Source organism: Pedococcus sp., from assembly GCF_036554925.1.
Classification (GTDB): Bacteria; Actinomycetota; Actinomycetes; order Actinomycetales; family Dermatophilaceae; genus Pedococcus_A.
The window spans coordinates 1-16,936 of the sequence record NZ_DATBMI010000175.1 but is presented as its reverse complement, the minus strand read 5'-3'; the positions used below and the strand labels follow the sequence as shown (position 1 = coordinate 16,936).

16 protein-coding genes and 1 pseudogene are annotated in these 16,936 nt (G+C 73.3%); 11 read left to right on the top strand and 6 right to left on the bottom strand.

Features of this window, described 5'->3' with window-relative positions:
• Positions 1-1,790, top strand: a pseudogene (secA, locus tag VIB11_RS13860) (preprotein translocase subunit SecA); the annotation flags it as partial.
• Between the two features lie 53 nt (positions 1,791-1,843).
• Positions 1,844-2,194 (top strand): SEC-C metal-binding domain-containing protein, encoded by a 351-nt coding sequence (locus VIB11_RS17800; RefSeq protein ID WP_414695838.1) that lies wholly within the window; start codon positions 1,844-1,846, stop codon positions 2,192-2,194.
• 247 nt (positions 2,195-2,441) lie between these two features.
• On the opposite strand, the gene VIB11_RS13855 is transcribed toward VIB11_RS17800, so the two are convergent.
• Positions 2,442-2,978 carry an Rv3235 family protein gene (locus tag VIB11_RS13855; RefSeq protein WP_332031822.1) on the bottom strand — a complete coding sequence of 179 codons (537 nt, stop codon included), beginning with the start codon at positions 2,976-2,978 and terminating at the stop codon, positions 2,442-2,444.
• The gene (locus tag VIB11_RS13850) at positions 2,975-3,883 is read right to left on the bottom strand and encodes a hypothetical protein (RefSeq protein WP_332031821.1); all 909 of its coding nucleotides are present in this window, start codon (positions 3,881-3,883) and stop codon (positions 2,975-2,977) included. The genes VIB11_RS13855 and VIB11_RS13850 overlap by 4 nt, the downstream gene beginning before the upstream one ends.
• Before the next feature lie 201 nt (positions 3,884-4,084).
• On the opposite strand from VIB11_RS13850, the gene VIB11_RS13845 reads away from it, so the two are divergent.
• Entirely contained in the window at positions 4,085-4,633 is a 549-nt protein-coding gene (locus VIB11_RS13845) for a hypothetical protein (protein ID WP_332031820.1), read from the top strand.
• A gap of 52 nt (positions 4,634-4,685) precedes the next feature.
• Here the strand turns inward: VIB11_RS13845 and VIB11_RS13840 are convergent, their stop codons facing one another.
• The gene (locus VIB11_RS13840) at positions 4,686-4,910 is read right to left on the bottom strand and encodes a helix-turn-helix domain-containing protein (protein ID WP_332031819.1); all 225 of its coding nucleotides are present in this window, start codon (positions 4,908-4,910) and stop codon (positions 4,686-4,688) included.
• A 279-nt stretch (positions 4,911-5,189) separates the two neighbouring features.
• Here VIB11_RS13840 and VIB11_RS13835 point away from each other — a divergent pair, with 279 nt between their 5' ends.
• Positions 5,190-5,870 carry a hypothetical protein gene (locus tag VIB11_RS13835; RefSeq protein WP_332031818.1) on the top strand — a complete coding sequence of 227 codons (681 nt, stop codon included), beginning with the start codon at positions 5,190-5,192 and terminating at the stop codon, positions 5,868-5,870.
• A complete protein-coding gene (locus VIB11_RS13830; protein WP_332031817.1) occupies positions 5,867-7,195 on the top strand; it encodes a hypothetical protein in 1,329 nt (442 codons plus the stop codon). Before VIB11_RS13835 ends, VIB11_RS13830 begins: the two co-directional genes overlap by 4 nt.
• 41 nt (positions 7,196-7,236) lie before the next feature.
• Here the strand turns inward: VIB11_RS13830 and VIB11_RS13825 are convergent, their stop codons facing one another.
• Together VIB11_RS13825 and VIB11_RS13820 are read right to left on the bottom strand one after the other, a co-directional pair.
• Positions 7,237-8,553: a hypothetical protein gene (locus VIB11_RS13825; RefSeq protein ID WP_332031816.1), complete on the bottom strand. Its 1,317-nt coding sequence runs from the start codon at positions 8,551-8,553 to the stop codon at positions 7,237-7,239.
• Positions 8,550-9,032, bottom strand: coding sequence for a hypothetical protein (locus VIB11_RS13820; RefSeq protein ID WP_332031815.1), 483 nt, complete (start codon positions 9,030-9,032; stop codon positions 8,550-8,552). The genes VIB11_RS13825 and VIB11_RS13820 overlap by 4 nt, the downstream gene beginning before the upstream one ends.
• A gap of 40 nt (positions 9,033-9,072) precedes the next feature.
• Between VIB11_RS13820 and VIB11_RS13815 the strand changes: the two genes are divergently transcribed.
• From VIB11_RS13815 to VIB11_RS13795, 5 genes are all read left to right on the top strand, one after another.
• Complete coding sequence (locus VIB11_RS13815; RefSeq protein ID WP_332031814.1) at positions 9,073-10,506, top strand: wax ester/triacylglycerol synthase family O-acyltransferase; 1,434 nt, start codon at positions 9,073-9,075, stop codon at positions 10,504-10,506.
• On the top strand, positions 10,503-11,498 hold the full coding sequence (locus VIB11_RS13810; protein ID WP_332031813.1) for a patatin-like phospholipase family protein: 996 nt from the start codon (positions 10,503-10,505) through the stop codon (positions 11,496-11,498). The genes VIB11_RS13815 and VIB11_RS13810 overlap by 4 nt, the downstream gene beginning before the upstream one ends.
• Positions 11,495-11,932 (top strand): DUF6912 family protein, encoded by a 438-nt coding sequence (locus VIB11_RS13805; protein WP_332031812.1) that lies wholly within the window; start codon positions 11,495-11,497, stop codon positions 11,930-11,932. Before VIB11_RS13810 ends, VIB11_RS13805 begins: the two co-directional genes overlap by 4 nt.
• 104 nt (positions 11,933-12,036) lie before the next feature.
• The gene (locus VIB11_RS13800) at positions 12,037-13,518 is read left to right on the top strand and encodes a peptide ligase PGM1-related protein (protein ID WP_332031811.1); all 1,482 of its coding nucleotides are present in this window, start codon (positions 12,037-12,039) and stop codon (positions 13,516-13,518) included.
• A gap of 63 nt (positions 13,519-13,581) precedes the next feature.
• Positions 13,582-14,358, top strand: a complete 777-nt coding sequence (locus tag VIB11_RS13795) for a SprT-like domain-containing protein (protein WP_332031810.1) — start codon at positions 13,582-13,584, stop codon at positions 14,356-14,358.
• Positions 14,359-14,416: 58 nt separating this feature from the next.
• On the opposite strand, the gene VIB11_RS13790 is transcribed toward VIB11_RS13795, so the two are convergent.
• Positions 14,417-15,238: an alpha/beta hydrolase gene (locus VIB11_RS13790; RefSeq protein ID WP_332031809.1), complete on the bottom strand. Its 822-nt coding sequence runs from the start codon at positions 15,236-15,238 to the stop codon at positions 14,417-14,419.
• Positions 15,239-15,295: 57 nt separating this feature from the next.
• Here VIB11_RS13790 and pruA point away from each other — a divergent pair, with 57 nt between their 5' ends.
• The gene (pruA, locus tag VIB11_RS13785; protein WP_332031808.1) at positions 15,296-16,924 is read left to right on the top strand and encodes an L-glutamate gamma-semialdehyde dehydrogenase; all 1,629 of its coding nucleotides are present in this window, start codon (positions 15,296-15,298) and stop codon (positions 16,922-16,924) included.
• Positions 16,925-16,936 lie beyond the last annotated feature (12 nt).

The window sequence follows — 16,936 nt, the reverse complement described above, 5'->3', positions numbered from 1 at the left end:
CGACGCCAACAAGTGGTACGGCGAGTTCGCCCGGCTCGCCCTGCGGTTGCGCCGGGACGACGACTACGAGGTCGACGAGAAGAAGCGCACCGTCGGCGTGCTCGAGGCCGGCATCGCCAAGGTCGAGGACTACCTCGGCATCGAGAACCTCTACGAGTCGGTCAACACCCCGCTCATCGGCTACCTGAACAACTCCATCAAGGCCAAGGAGCTGTTCAAGCGCGACAAGGACTACGTGGTCCTGCGCGGGGAGGTGCTCATCGTCGACGAGCACACGGGCCGCCTCCTCGCCGGCCGCCGCTACAACGAGGGCATGCACCAGGCCATCGAGGCGAAGGAGGGTGTGGAGATCCAGAACGAGAACCAGACCCTCGCCACGATCACCCTGCAGAACTACTTCCGCATGTACGCCAAGCTCTCGGGCATGACGGGCACCGCCCAGACCGAGGCGGCCGAGCTGCACTCGATCTACAAGCTCGGGGTCGTGCCGATCCCGACGAACCGGCCGATGATCCGCAAGGACCAGGCCGACCTCGTCTACCGCACGGAGGAGGCCAAGTTCGGGGCTGTCGTCGACGACATCGTCGGCCGCCACGGCGAGGGCCAGCCGGTGCTCGTCGGCACCACCAGCGTCGAGAAGAGCGAGTACCTCTCCGACCAGCTGCGCCGCAAGGGCATCCCGCACGAGGTCCTCAACGCCAAGCACCACGAGCGCGAGGCCGCGATCGTCGCCCAGGCGGGCCGCAAGGGCGCCGTCACCGTCGCCACCAACATGGCCGGCCGCGGCACCGACATCATGCTCGGCGGCAACCCCGAGTTCATGGCCGTCGCCACCCTCAAGCAGCGCGGGCTCGACCCGGTGGAGACGCCGGAGGAGTACGAGGCCGCCTGGGACGACGCCCTGCTGAAGGCCGAGGAGGCCGTGAAGGCGGAGCACGACGAGGTCACCGGCCTCGGCGGTCTCTACGTCCTCGGCACCGAGCGTCACGAGTCCCGGCGCATCGACAACCAGCTGCGCGGTCGCTCCGGCCGTCAGGGCGACCCGGGCGAGTCGCGGTTCTACCTCTCGCTGCAGGACGACCTCATGCGCCTGTTCAACGCGGCGATGGTCGACCGGTTCATGACCACCGCGAAGATGGACGACAACGTCCCGATCGAGTCAAAGCTCGTGACGCGCTCGATCCAGAGCGCGCAGGGTCAGGTCGAGGGCCGCAACTTCGAGATCCGCAAGAACGTCCTCAAGTACGACGACGTCCTCAACCGCCAGCGCACCGTCATCTACGACGAGCGGCGCCGGGTGCTCGAGGGGGAGGACCTGCACGAGCAGATCCGCCACTTCGTCAACGACGTCATCAACGGCTACGTCGACGCCGAGACCGCCCAGGGGTTCTCCGACGACTGGGACCTCGACCGCCTCTGGACGGCCCTCAAGACGCTCTACCCGGTGTCGATCACGCCGGAGGAGGTCGAGGAGGCCGTCGGCGGCCGCAGTGCGCTGACCGCCGAGGCCCTCAAGGAGCAGCTGCTCTCCGACGCGCACCACGCGTACGACGCGCGTGAGGAGCAGCTCGGCGCCGAGGTGATGCGCGAGGTGGAGCGTCGCGTCGTCCTCTCCGTCCTCGACCGGAAGTGGCGCGAGCACCTCTACGAGATGGACTACCTGCAGGAGGGCATCGGCCTTCGCGCGATGGCCCAGCGTGACCCGCTCGTGGAGTACCAGCGCGAGGGCTTCCAGCTCTTCCAGGCGATGATGGACTCCATCAAGGAGGAGTCGGTCGGCTACCTCTTCAACGTCAACGTCGAGGTCGAGCAGCCCGCGGCCGCTGCGCCCGCCGTGCAGCCGATGAGCGTCACCGACATGCTGGCCGGCTCCGGGCTGGCCGGTGGCGAGCTCGCCCTCGAGCCGGGTGAGGTCCCCGAGCCGGCCGCGGCCGAGGCGGCGAGGACCACCCCCGATGGCGAGGCGGCGCCGCGCCACGAGCCGCTCATCAAGGCGAAGGGCCTCGAGCAGCCCGTGCGCGCCGCGCAGCTGCACTACTCCGCCCCCACCGCCGAGGGCGGCGTCGAGGAGCGCGAGATGGCCGCGTCGGGCACGACCCTCACCGAGGAGCAGCTCAGCGGGACGCCGAGGAACGCGCCGTGCCCGTGCGGCTCCGGCAAGAAGTTCAAGATGTGCCACGGGGCCAGCCACTGACGCGGCTTGCACCCTGAGGGCGGGGCTGGCAGGACCACAGGGTCCGGCCGGCCCCGCTCCGCGTCTGGGAGCAGGGCGCCGCCCCTGTATGCCGTCCGCTCGCCGGACCTGCCGGCGCCGGTCCCGTGGCCGGTGCAGTGCCGGTGCAGTGCCGGTGCCGTGCCGGTGCCGTGCCGGTGCCGTGCCGGTGCAGTGCCGGTGCAGTGGCCGGTGCCTGGCTGTGGTCGTGGCGGGGCCGACCGGGGCGTCAGCCGACCTGGAGCGCCTCGATCCGCCACCGCCCGTCCACCCCGACGAGCCGCATGGCCAGGGCGCGCACCCGGGCCCCGTCGACGACGACCGCGCAGGTCTCGGCCACCCCGTCGGCGGGCTCGCAGACCCGCACACCCCGCACCACCGCGCGCCGGGCAGTCACGGCACCGCGCCGAGCCGACACCGCCCCGCGACGGGCCACCACGGCATACACCTCGGGGGTGGTCCACCTCAGGATCTGCGGCGCCTGGCGCGAGCCCGCCATCACCTCGACGACGGCCTGCGCGAGGTGCGCGGCCCACTGCTCCGGGTCGGGCAGGTCGCCGCGGCCAGTGGGCTGGGGGCCGAACAGCTGCTCATCGCTCGCCGACGCGAAGTCCACGGCGAGGGCGTCCTGGATGTAGCGCGGCGCGGTGTCGTCGCCCGGCAGAGGGAGCTGGTCGCTGCTGGTGATCCGCGGCGGACGATGGCGAGGGATCGGCAGCACGCGGATCGGGCTCAGGGCGGTCGTCATCGCCTCCCGGCCCGTCATGGGGTCACCTCCCGCGACGGCGCGTGCAGCAGCTGCCCCGGGAGAAGCAGGCTCGCGTCGGGGCCGATGACCGACCGGTTGGCGTCGTGCCACCGTGGCCACTCCTGCGCCACCTCCGCGTCCGTGGCGTCCGGGCCCAGGTGCGCCCTGGCGATGTCCCACAGCGTGTCGCCGCGGAGGACGACGACGCCCGGGCTCTCGTCGGCCGGTGGCGCGGCAGCCAGGAGGCTGGGGGAGGGCTGCGGCCGCACGACGGGCCTGTCGGGGACCCAGCCGGGCGAGGGCGCCGACTCCGGCTGGGACTGGGCACGCCACGCCGGGGTCGCGGGCTGCGGGGGAGCGGCGTGGCCGGGCTCGCTCGGTGCGAACGCCGGGGACAGCGCCGCGGGCGGCGCTCCGACCGCCGAGACCGCGGCGTGGCCCGCGTCGCCGGCGGTCGCCGTTCCGGGAGCGACGGCCCCGGCGAGGGCGGCGCCGGTGAGGATGGCAGCGACTCGGCGGGTGAACGTGGGCGCGACGGCCGCAGCGGCCCGCCGGCCGATGGCGCCTGCGGGGCCGGGCAGGTGCGCCAGCGTCCCGAGCAGCACGCAGACCGCCAGCCACGTCGCCGTCGCGAGGCCGAGCAGCGCTGCCATCAGCGTGAGGGCCTGCTCCGGCGCCAGCGGCACGGCGGAGCGGGTCTGGGCGAGGAGGGCCGCGGCCACGACAGCCAGCCACCACCCCAGCGCCACGGCGGCCGCCGCCGCCAGCGCGCTACCGGAAGAGGCCCTCAGTGCCGCCGGCGGTGCCTGGGCGGCGGCACCGTCGCCGGGCCCACTGCTGGTGTCCTCGTGCCGGCGGTCGTGCCTGTCGTCGTACCCGTCGTGATGCCTTTCGCTGTGCTTGTCGCGATGCCCGCGTGCCATGAATCCCCCTTGTGGTGGCCGGACGTGCGGCGCTGGCGAGGGTTCACGCACTGCGCCATCACGATTGCTCTTACCGTCATTTAATGCAGTTTGCTTGCGTTTGGCAAGGCTTGAAGCTGATGGAGTAGGCTGAACCGGGCAGGTCGGCCAGTTGGATGGGGCAGTCAGATCGGGCAGTCAGTTCGGTCAGGGGGAGGCGCGATGCGGTGGAGCCAGCTCTTCGACGACCTCGAGGCGCAGTGGGACGCCGAGACCCGGCGCGACCTCGACTACGAGGTGGCTGACCGGACGCGGCGCGAGCGAGCCTCGGTCGGTCTCTACGAGCGGCTGGCGGCGAGCTCAGGGAAGACCGTGCTCGTCCGGGTCACCAGCGGCAGGGCGGTCGGCGGTGTGATCGCGGATGTGGGCCGGGGCTGGATGCTCCTGCGAAGCGACCGCCGGCCCGTGCTGGTGCCGCTCGCCGCGGTTGCCGCTGTCTCGGGTCTCTCGGAGCGCGCCACGGGGAGCCCGGTGGGCAAGAGGTTCTCGCTCGGGTACGCGCTGCGCGGCCTGAGCCGGGATCGGGCGGTCGTGGCCGTCGAGGACGTCACCGGCGCGACCACCTCCGGCACCATCGATGCCGTGGGAGCTGACTGCTTCGACCTGAGCGAGCACGCCCCCGACGAACCACGGCGCCCGGAGAACGTCACCGGCCGACGCGTGGTCCCGTTCTCCGCCGTCGTGAGCGTCAGCGCGGGCGCCAGGACCTAGCGGCCTCCTCGGCCGCGATCTCCTCTCCGCACGGGTGCGCGGCGGGTGGCGTCTACTCCGGGTTCTGCCCGAAGGGGTGGGACGACACGAAGGTGCGGGTCTCGTCGTACATCCGCTGGATGTACGCCTCGAGCTCGGAGACCTCGACGCGCCACTGGCCGCGCCCGCCGACCTTGATCGCGGGGAGCTCGCCCGAGCGCACCAGGGCATAGGCCTGGGCCGCGGAGATGTCGAGGACCTCGGAGACCTCCGAGAGCTGGATGAATCTCTTCGTCACGGCTGCCCCGCCTTCTCACGCGCCCTTGATCAAGGACTGACCTTCTCTTGACCAAATTTTTACCATGTTCGTTCGTCTGCGTCTGCTGATTGCCGACAGTCTCCCATCGAAGGTGTTTCACGGTGTTGGGCGACCTCCACCTGTGGACAACCTCTCCTCTGTGGACTGACGCTGCGGAGGTGAGGCGGGGTGCGCCATGATGGGCCGCGCTGCCCGCGCTCGACCACGAGCCGGCGACGCCGGGCCCGCACCGATGCAACGATCACGAGGGGGATCTCCGTGCCCGATGTGCCCGATGTGCCGACGCCCCAGGCAGCCCGCCTGCAGAAGCCGTCGTGGCGGGACACCCGCCTGCTCGTGGGAGTGCTCCTCGTCCTCGCGGCCACGGTGCTGGGCTCGCTGACCGTGGCCGCGGCCGACGACCGCGTCCCGATGTATGCCGCGAACGGCCCGCTCCTGCCCGGCCAGCCGCTGACGCCGGAGCGACTCACCCGCGTCGACGTCCAGCTCGGCGACCGCGCCGCCGGCTACCTCGCGGCCTCCGCCCCCGTGCCCCGGGGCGCCTTCGTGCTGCGGGAGGTCCGTCCCGGGGAGCTCGTGCCGCGGTCCGCGATCGGGGCGGAGGGAGACGTCGGCGTGCAGCCGCTGACCCTGCAGGTCGATGCGAACTCGGCCGCCCCGCTGCTCGTCGGCTCGGTGGTCGACGTCTACGTCAACCCGGTCCAGGAGGACGGCAACGCCACCGGCCGCGACTTCGCGGGTGCCGAGCTGGCACTCGAGTCCGTCTCCGTGGCAGGGCTGCCGCAGACGGGAGGCAGCCTCGCGGGCTCGCAGGCCGACCGCGCCGTGCAGGTCATGGCCCCCAAGGACCGCATCCGCGACCTCATCGGCCAGGTCGACCTCGGTGCGCGGGTCACGCTCGTCCCCGTCCCCGGCTCGCGGCTCAGGAACGACACGTGACCCGCGCGGTGCTGACGGCGGTCAGCCACCGCTGGGAGGCCGACCTGGTCACCTCGCTGGAGGCCTCGGCCGGGATGACCGTCGTGCGCCGGTGCGCCGACGTCGCGGACCTGCTGGCGGCCGCGTCGGCCGGCCTCGCCGACGTGGCCATCGTCTCCGCCGACCTGCGGGCGCTGGACCGCGACGCCCTGCACCACCTCGCGCGGCACGGCGTGCGCACCGCCGGCGCCGTCGCGCCGGGCGACGAGCCGGGGGAGCGGCGCCTGCGCCAGCTCGGGCTCGACGTGGTGGTGCGCTCCGACGCCGAGACGCACGAGCTCGAGGAGGCACTCGCCGGGCTCGACGACACCCCGGGCACGGAGGCGGCGGCATCGGACCTCCGTGACGGCCTCGGCGCCCTCGACGTGCTCGGCCCGGACGGTCGGGGCGGTTCGCCCCGAGCTGACGGGTCGGGCCCGGGGGGCGAGCCCGCCGAGCCCGGCGCCTGGCACCCGGTCGAGGCGTGCCGCGTCATCGCTGTGTGGGGTCCCACCGGTGCTCCCGGGCGCACCACGGTGGCCCTCGGCCTCGCCGCCGAGCTGGCCCACCGGGGCGCACGCACCCTGCTCGTCGACGCCGACACGTACGGCTCCTCCGTCGCCCAGTCCCTCGCCCTCCTCGACGAGGCGCCGGGGATGGCCGCCGCCGCCCGCGCCGCCGACCAGGGCTCCCTCGACCTGCCCGGCCTCGCCCGGGTGGCTCCGGAGGTGGCGCCGCGGCTGCGGGTCCTCACCGGCATCCCGCGCCCGGACCGGTGGCCCGAGCTGCGTGCCGCTGCAGTGGAGAACGTCCTCACCGTCGCCCGCCAGCTCGCCGAGCTCGTCGTGGTCGACTGCGGCTTCTCGATCGAGGACGACGAGGAGCTCAGCTACGACACCCTCGCGCCGCGCCGCAACGCCGCCACGCTGACCGCCCTCGAGCAGGCCGACGAGCTGCTGGTCGTCGGGAGCGCCGACCCGATCGGCCTCCAGCGCCTGGTGCGCGCCGTCCAGGACGTCGGCAACCTCCCGACGCCGACCCCACGGGTGGTGGTGAACAAGCTGCGCGCGTCCTCCGTGGGCAACCGTCCCGAGCGCAGGGTCACCGAGGCCCTGGGCCGCTTCGCCGGCATGGAGGACCTGCACTTCCTCCCCTGGGACCAGGCCTCCCTGGACGGCGCGATGTTCGCGGGGTGCTCGTTGGTCGAGTTCGCGCCGCAGTCCGAGCTGCGACGGGCGGTCGCCGCGCTCGCCTCGAGGTATGCCGCCGTCCCCGAGCCCGCGCGCCGAGGGCGGCGCCGCCGCTGACCGCACGGCGCGCAGCCCCTCAGCGAGGGTCGAGCGAGACGTCAGTGGCTGAACAGCAGGGTGAGGCCGCCGACGGTGTAGAAGACCATGAGCACCAGGAGCGGGGCCTGGCCGAGGACGGCCACCCGCCTCTCGAACAGCGAGACGGCGCGCTCGTGGGCCAGCACGACACCGAGCACGTGCCCGGTGATGATCGAGACCACCTGGATCGTGGCGACCAGCGTCGGCTCGATGAGCGCGTAGCTCGGCTCGATGCCGGCGGTGCCCAGCCAGTTCGCGCCGGTGCCGAGGGGGTCCGAGAGCCGGGCCAGGCCGTTGGTGCCCTCGAACACCCAGAGCGACCAGTAGTGCGCGACGAGGTAGCCGGCCGCGATGGGCAGCAGCGAGGGCGCGAAGGCCGACGCGAGGCCGCGCACCGGCAGCCCGGCGAGCAGCGCCGACGTGGCGGCCGCGGCATACAGGCTCAGGGCGACGATGAGGCACATCGCCAGCAGTGCGGCGGTCTGCCAGAGCCGGCCGGGCAGCGGCGAGGACTGCACGAAGGTGTACCACCACGTCTCGCTGGAGAACCCGTCGTAGGCGGTGCCGCCGAGCATCACGGACGTCACGGCGAGCAGCCCGGCCCGGGGGGCCAGCTCGTTGGGGCCGTGCAGAGGGGTCCGCAGGACCCACCGGCCGTCCGCCCGGCGGCCGAGCGGGCTGAGCGTGCCGTAGAGCGAGGACCACGCCTCGAAGGGGTCACCCGTGGCGAAGTAGGCGCGGCCGAAGACCAGCGCCAGCACCAGCGAGACCAGCAGGAAGCCGAAGATGGACAGCTGCAGCACGGGCAGGGTGGCGTTGTCGGGCGCGATGAGCTCGAGCCAGCTGAAGGCGAGCAGCCCGGCGGCTGCCGGCCAGTAGCCCAGGCGGTACGGCACCAGGGAGAGGTCGGGCGCCACCCGGGCGGCGGCGAGGATGCCGCGGTGGATCCACCGGACCGGGTTGAGCACCCGCCAGATCGGCCCGAAGACGATCGACAGCACGCCCAGGCCGACCCACAGCCAGACGTAGACGACGTACGGCACCGGGTTGTTCGCGTTGTCGCGACCGAAGACGAGCGCCACGAGGGTCCAGGCCGTCAGGGCGAGCGAGAGCGCGACGAAGACCCCCCGGACGACCGGGGAGTCCAGGGCCAGGGCGACCGGCGCCGGGAGCAGACGGCCCTGCTCGCGCGTGAGCAGGGGCTGCTTCCAGAGCACCCCGAGCGCGACGAACGAGACCACGAGGGCGAGGGCGGCCCCGACGACCAGCAGCTCGAACGGCAGCGGGAGGTCCTGGCGGGAGCCGACACCGTGAGCCGGCAGGGCCGCAGGCGTCATCGCACCGCGATCATCAGCAGCCGCAGCGGCGGCTTGTGCGTCTCGACCTCGTAGAGCCCCGGCTTGCTGCCGGTGATGGTGATGCTCGACGGTGTGCCGGCCCGCAGGCGTCCCTCGACCTCGAAGCCGTGGGCGTGGATCTCGTCGTCGTGGTCGCTGGTGACGACCAGGGTGAGGGACTCGCCGACCTTGAGGTCGACCGTCCGGGGCGGCGGCGACACCTTCTTGCCGTTGACCGTGATGGCCATCGTGCGGCCGGCGGGGGTGTCCCTGGCCGGAGGTGGCGTGGTGGGGGTCGTCGCGGGCGTCGTCGTCGAGCCGGGCGTGCCAGACGTCGTGGAGCTGCCGCTCGACGTGGTGGCCGTGGTGCTCGAGCCGGCGGTGGGGGAACCCTCCCCACCACCGCACGCGGTGACGGACAGCGACACCGCCAGCACCGCGGCATACGCCAAGGGCTGGGCGGTGGGCAGTTTCGTCACGCCCCGCAGTCTAGACGGCGCCATCTGACACCATTGAGGCGTGCCTGACCGCCTCATGTCGCTCGACGCGTCCTTCCTCTACCTCGAGGACGCGACCACTCCCATGCACGTGGGCTCGGTCATGGTCTTCGACCCCCCGGACGACGGCTTCGACTACGACCGGCTGGTGCAGCTCATCTCCCAGCGCATCGCCTTCGTCCCGCGCTACCGGCAGCGGATCCGGCAGATCCCCGGACGCCTCGCGAACCCGGTCTGGGTCGACGACGAGGACTTCGACATCACCTACCACGTCCGGCGCTCCGCCCTGCCGCGTCCGGGCACCGACGAGCAGCTGCAGGAGTTCGTGGCGCGGATCCAGCCCCGGCACCTCGACCGGCACCGCCCGCTGTGGGAGGTCTACCTCGTCGAGGGCCTCGAGGAGGGGCGGTTCGCGATCATCACCAAGAGCCACCAGGCCCTGGTCGACGGGGTGAACGCGGTCGACATCGCCCACGTCATCGTCGACGACGACCCCGCCGCCGAGGGCCTGATCACCGACACCTGGCGGCCGTCCCAGGAGCCCAGCGACCTCGAGCTGCTCACCGGCGCGCTCGTCGACGCGGTGCGCCGGCCGAGCGAGGTCGTCGACAACGTCCGCGGCGGCATCATCGACCTGAAGGCGATCGGCGGCCGGGCGCTCGAGGCCGCCGGCGCGGTCGCGGCGACGCTGGCGCGCACCGCCACCCGCCCCGCGCCGGTCTCCCCGCTCAACGCGGAGGTCGGCGAGGCCCGGCGCTACGTCATGGTCGGCACCGACCTCGACGACTACAAGAAGGTCCGCAGCCGGCTGGCCCGCGGCAACTACGCCGACGACGTCACGATCAACGACGTGGTGCTCGCGACGATCTCCGGCGCGTTCCGCTCGTGGCTCCTCACGCGTGGCGAGGCCGTGCACTCGGGCACCACCGTGCGCGCGATGGTGCCCGTCAGCGTCTACGACGACGAGCAGACCCAGCACCACACCCGGCTCGGCAGCCGGCTCAAGGCCTGCTTCGTCGACCTGCCGGTGGGGGAGCCCGGGGCGTCGATGCGGCTGCACCAGATCGCGTTCGCGATGCGCCAGCAGATGGAGGGCGGCCAGGCGGTCGGCGCGGACTCCCTCGCCGGGCTGGCGGGCTTCGCCCCGCCCACCCTCCACTCGCTCGGGGCGCGGCTGGGCTCGGCCGTCTCCCGCCGCCTCTTCAACGTCGTCATCACGAACGTGCCGGGTCCGCAGCAGGCGCTGTATGCCGGGGACGCCAAGATGCTCTCGACCTACCCGGTGATGCCGCTCGCCAAGGGGCAGGCGCTCTCCATCGGCCTGACCTCCTACGACGGCGGCGTCTACTACGGCCTCAACGCCGACCGCAACGCCATGCCCGATGTCGACGTGCTCGGCCAGAGCGTGGTCGACTCCCTCGCCGAGCTGCTCGAGAGCAAGTCGACCCAGCGATGAGCCCCGCCGCCGCCGGCCCGCGCCGTGGACTGGTCCTCGGCGGCGGCGGTGTGCTGGGGGCGGCGTGGACCGTGGGTGCCCTGCAGGCCCTCGAGGACGAGCTCGGGATGGACGCCCGTGAGTTCGACGCCTTCGTCGGCACCTCGGCGGGCTCGGTGCTGGCCAGCCTGCTGGCGTGCGGGGTGTCGGTGGCGGACCTGCTCACCCACCAGCTCGACGGCGCCATCGACGTCGGTCCCCTCGCGGGGTACCGGTTCGACTACGAGAGCGACACCGGCGGCAGCCGCCCGCCCCGCCCCCGGGTCGGCCTGGGGTCGAGCGGCCTGCTGCGGGCCAATGCCTGGCAGCTGCGCCAGCTGCCGCCCACCACGGTGCTGTCGGCGATCGTGCCCGAGGGCCGCGGCAGCATCGAGTCGGTCGGAGCCCTGGTCTCCTGGGTGGCCGGCGACGGCTGGGCACCCCGCGACGGCCTGTGCGTCGTCGCGCTCGACTTCGACGGCGGCCGCCGGGTGGCCTTCGGCCGCGAGGACGCCCCTGCCGTGCCCCTGGCCTCGGCGGTGATGGCCTCCTGCGCGATCCCCGGCTGGTACCAGCCGGTGCGGATCGGCGAGCACCGCTACATCGACGGCGGGGCGTGGTCCTCGACCAACCTCGACCTCATGGTCGGCCAGGGGCTCGACGAGGTGTTCGTCCTGGCACCGCAGGTCAGCTTCGTGCGCGACGCCCCGACGCAGTGGCGCACCAGGGTGGAGCGCCAGTGGCGCAACCGGGTGACGCTCCGCTGCCTGCGCGAGCTGCACCGGGTGCACCGCGACGGGGCCCACGTCACCGTGCTCGGGCCGGGCGAGGAGGACCTCGAGGCCCTCGGCTCCAACCTGATGGACGTGACGAGGCGCCCGCGCGTCATCGAGACCTCTCTGCGAACATCGGCCCACGCGCTGCGCGACCCCGCGCCGCTGCCGGACCAGTCGAGATTCGAGGATGTGGGATGAGCCAGACGCGGGTCTACCTGCCGCTCAGCGCTGCCGCCGTGCGCGCGCTGGCGCGAGAGCGGGAGCTCCCGTCGCCTCCGCTCGCCGCCTTCGCCGTGACCTCCCGGCTCGAGCGCTCGCTGCCGACCGGCGACGAGGAGGAGTGGGAGTATGCCGCGCTGTGCGAGGCGGTGGAAGCCGCCTCCGCGCTGCGCGCGGGGCCCGGTGACAAGCGGGTGGTCGCCGCTGCCGACGTCGACGCCGAGTGGGTGGCGGAGACGTCCGCCGCCGCGGGTGCCGAGGGCCCGGCCCTCGCCTGCGTCGAGGTCACCGGCCAGGTGGCCCTGAGGGACATCGTGTCGTTCCACATCGACGAGGAGCCCGGAGCGGACGGCGCGGACGACCTGCTCTGGTACGACGCCACCGAGCTCGACGAGGTCGCCCGCCTCGTGTAGCGGGGTGCTCCGGGCCGTCCCGGCGGGCGGACAAGGGGACTTCCGCACTGGCAGGCGGGGCACCTGGCGGCGACACTGGTTGCGCAGACCGCAGAGGAGGGCCCATGCGCACCCTCGACGTGCTCCAGACCCGCCTCGGCGACGTCTGGTCCATGAACCGCCCGGGGTGCACGCGCGCCCACGTGGTGGTGGCCATGCCCTCCTTCAGCCTCGCCCCGTCCATCCTGGCCCACTACGGTCGCCGGCTCGAGGCCCTCGAGCACCGCTACCTGGTGACGATGCTGATGCTGGCCAGGATCCCGGGCTGCGAGCTGGTCTTCGTCTGCAGCACCCATCCCGGCGAGGAGGTCGTGGACTACTACACCAGCCTGGTGCCCGAGGAGCTGCGGGCGAGCGTGAGGTCCCGGCTGCACATCGTCACCGCGCCGGCGTCGGAGCCCGGGCCGGTGGCCGCCGCCCTCGTCGACCACCCCGAGGCGCTCGACCGGATCGAGGACCTCATCGCGGGCCGGCCGGCGATGATCGAGCCGTGGAACGTCACGGCCGCCGAGGTCGCGGTCGCCGAGCGTCTCGGCGTGCCGATCAACGGCACCGCCCCCGACCTGTGGCCGATGGGGTTCAAGAGCGCCGGTCGCAGGGTCTTCGCCGAGGCCGGGGTCCCCACACCACTCGGGCAGGAGGACGTCCACGACCTCTCCGAGATCACGCACGCGGCCGCCCGGATCTCGCGGACCCACCCGCACGCGCAGAACGTCGTCGTCAAGCACGACAACAGCGGGGCCGGTGACGGCAACCTCGTGATCGGCCTGCGCGACGCCCACGGCAACCCGGTGCCGCGTGCCGCGCTGCGCCGCAGGATCGACAAGGCCATGCCCGAGTGGTACCGCCGGGACCTGCGGTCCGGTGGAGTGGTCGAGGAGATGGTGGCGGGGTCGTCCTTCGCGAGCCCCAGCGCGCAGGTCGACATCGCTCCCGACGGGTCGGTGACCGTCCTGTCCACGCACGAGCAGGTCCTCGGTGGTGACTCCGGCCAGGTGTATGCCGGGTGCGTCTTCCCCGCCAACCGCGCCTACACGGGGGAGCTGGCCGGGTATGCCGAGGCGGTGGGTGAGCGCCTCGCCGAGAGCGGTGCCAGGGGTCGGCTGAGCGTGGACTTCGTGGCGGTCCGCCGGAAGCGCTGGGACGTCTTCGGCATCGAGGTGAACCTGCGCAAAGGGGGCACCACCCACCCCTACACGGTGCTGCGGCACCTCGCCCCGGGTCGGTTCGAGACGCGCAGCGGGGACTGGGTGACCGACCGCGACGGAACGACCCGCTGCTACACCTCGACCGACACGCTGATGGACCCGGCGTGGACCACCCTCCAGCCAGCCACGGTCATCCGTGCCGTCGAGTCCGCGGGGCTGTCCTTCGACCGCGACGCCGGCACCGGCGTCGTCCTCCACATGTTGTCGGGACTCGCGATCGACGGCCGCTGCGGTCTCACCGCGATCGCGCGCTCGGACGGGGAGGGCCGGGACATGGCGGCCGCGGCGGAGGCGGCCGTCGCGGCGGCTGCCGCCGGGGCTGTCGGAGGACCCGCCTAGAGTCTCGTGCTCCCACCGCTGCGCCGGTGGTGACCGCAGACCGACGACCTCCCGGGAGCCCGCGTGGACCCTCGTGCCGCCCTCGACCTCGCCCGCGCGCTCCTCCTCGAGCATGGCCTGCACGACTGGTCGGCTGCCCTGGACCGCGCCAAGACCCGGGCAGGAGCCTGCCGCTTCGGGCGCCGGCAGATCACGCTCAGCGCCGCCTTGACCCGCCTGCACTCCGAGGCGGAGGTGCGCGACACGATCCTCCACGAGGTCGCGCACGCCCTGGCGGGGCCCGGGCACGGGCACGACGAGGTGTGGCGGGCCATCGCCCTGCGGATCGGCTGCTCCGGCCTGCGGGTCGTGCCGCCCGACGCGCCGCGTGTGGAGGGCCCGTGGCGGGGCACCTGCCCGCGTGGGCACGTGCGCCACCGCCACCGCCGGCCCCAGCGACCCCTCTCGTGCGGCACGTGCAGCCGCACCTTCGACGTGCACCACCTGCTGGAGTGGACCCACCACGGCCGCAGCATCGACCTCGGCCCGTCGTATGCCGCGCAGGTCGCGGCCCTGCGCGCAGCAGGGAAGGTCCGTGCGCGGAGGCCCGGCGTCGGCAGCCCGGCCACCGTGCCCACCGGCTCCGCTGGCGCCGACCTCGCGGGGGTCCTGTGGGGTACCGGAGCCGGAGCGGGGGCAGCGCGGCCCGGGCTGGTCACGGGCGCCCGCGGACGCTGCCTGGCCCCGGGCCGCTACCACGGTGTCGTCGGCGAGGTGGTGAAGGTCGGTCGCACGCGCTACCACCTGCGTGTCCCGGCGGGGGTGCTCACCGTGCCCTTCGCGCTGGTCGAGGCGGCGTAGCGGGAGGTCGGGGTGGTGGGCCCGGCTCAGCGGGTGGCCGGCTCAGCGGGTGGCCGGCTCAGCGCAGGTGCTCGGCGAGCCAGGGGTCGACGAGAGCGTGGAAGGCGTCGGCGCGGTCCCGTCGCACGCAGTGGCCGGCGCCGGGGACGACCTCGAGGCGCAGGTGCGGGTTGTGCAGGTCGGCGGCCCGCCGCAGGATCTCCGGCGACAGGAGCACCGTGCCGTCACCGGTCACCGCGAGGGCGGGCACCTCGACCTGCGCCACGATCGCGTCCCACGGCTGCAGCAGGCTGGCCACCCCGAGCTCGAGGAAGTCGAGGTCGACCTCGGTCTTGGCCCGCCCCCACGGGTCGAACTCGGCCTCCGGCCATGCGGGGTTGTCGGCGCGCCCGCGCGCCATCTCCGTCGCGGGGTCGCTCGCCCACGAGCGGCACTCCGCGATCCGCTCCGCCACGACGTCCCGCGGCTGCACCCGCAGCTCCGGGTCGCGCCAGGCCGGCTCCTCCAGCACCACGGCGGCCACCAGGTCGGGTCGGCGGGCCGCCAGCGCGCCGGCCAGTCCGCCGCCCATGGAGTGCCCCACGACCCCCACCCGGCCGCGCTCGCCGGCGACGTGCGCCACGACGGCCTCGGCCGCGGCATACATCTCCTCCATCGGGTCGGGCGCGGCGAGCTGCTCCGGGGTGAAGCGGGGCGAGGCGCCGTGCCCGAGCGCGTCGACGGTGACGACGGCGTGGTCCGGGGCCCACCGGCGCACGGCGTCGGGCCAGCAGGCGCCCGAGTCGCCGAGGCCGTGCAGCAGCACGAGGGTGGGTGCCCCGGGGTCCGTGCGTCCCGCGACCACGGTGACGAGCTCGGGCGTGGAGGAGGTCGGCGGCATACGTGACACCATAGGTGCGCCCCACCGACGAGAGACCCTCCAAGGAGCACGACCTACATGGATGCCGTCACCCAGGTACCCGCCCCCGTCAACGAGCCGGTGCTCGACTACGCGCCCGGGAGCCCGGAACGCGCCGCCCTCGAGGTGGCGCTGGCCGAGCTGGGCAGCAACCCGATGGACCTGCCGCACACCATCGCCGGCAAGCGGGTCATGGGGACGGGCAAGAAGATCGATGTCCGCCAGCCCCACGCGAAGCGCAAGGTGCTCGGCACGATGCGCAACGCCACGGTCGCCGACGCGCAGGCCGCCGTCGACGCTGCCAAGGCCGCGGCCCCGGCCTGGCGTGAGCTCTCGTTCGACGACCGTGCGGCGATCCTGCTCAAGGCCGCCGAGCTGCTGTCCGGGCCGTGGCGCGCCCAGCTCAACGCCGCGACCATGCTCGGGCAGTCCAAGACGGCCTACCAGGCCGAGATCGACTCCGCCTGCGAGCTCATCGACTTCTGGCGGATCAACGTGCACTTCGCCCGGCAGATCCTCGCCGAGCAGCCCATGCTCAACTCCAAGGGCATCTGGAACCGCACCGACCACCGGCCGCTCGAGGGCTTCGTCTACGCGATCACGCCGTTCAACTTCACCGCGATCGCCGGCAACCTGCCTACTGCGCCGGCGCTGATGGGCAACACGGTGGTCTGGAAGCCCTCGCCCACCCAGCAGTTCGCCGCCCAGGTCACCATGGAGCTGCTGGAGACCGCCGGCATGCCGCCCGGCGTGATCAACCTCGTCACCGGTGACGGCCTCAACGTCTCCAAGGTCGCGCTCGCCGACCCCGACCTCGCCGGCATCCACTTCACGGGCTCGACCGCGACGTTCCAGCACCTGTGGCAGCAGGTGGGCGAGAACCTGCAGGGCTACCGCACCTACCCGCGCCTGGTCGGCGAGACCGGTGGCAAGGACTTCATCCTCGCCCACCCCTCCGCCGACCCGGACGTGCTGCGCACCGCGATGATCCGCGGCGCGTTCGAGTACCAGGGCCAGAAGTGCTCCGCCGCCTCGCGCGCCTACGTCCCGCGCTCGGTGTGGCGCAAGATCAAGGCCGACCTCGTCTCCATCACCGACGGCCTGACCCAGGGCGACGTCACCGACCTGTCCAACTTCATGGGCGCCGTCATCGACGACAAGGCCTTCGCCAAGCACGCCGCCGCCATCGACCGGGCACACGCCGCGGCCGGCGTCGACGTGGTCGCGGGCGGCAAGTACGACGACAGCGAGGGCTGGTTCGTGCGCCCGACGGTCCTCGAGATCGACGACCCCGGCGACGAGTCCTTCAGGACCGAGTACTTCGGCCCGATCCTGTCGGTGCACGTCTACCCGGACCGGCAGTTCGACAAGGTGCTCGACCAGATGGAGTCCTTCGCGCCCTACGGCCTGACCGGCTCCATCATCGCCCAGGACCGCCACGCCATCGCCGACGCCACCCGGCGGCTGCGCTTCGCAGCGGGCAACTTCTACATCAACGACAAGCCGACCGGCGCCGTCGTGGGCCAGCAGCCGTTCGGTGGCGGCCGCGCCTCGGGCACCAACGACAAGGCCGGCGCCGCCCAGAACCTCCTGCGCTGGACGTCCGCGCGCTCCATCAAGGAGACCTTCAACCCGCCGACCCACCACGCCTACCCGCACATGGGCTGACACAGCACAGCG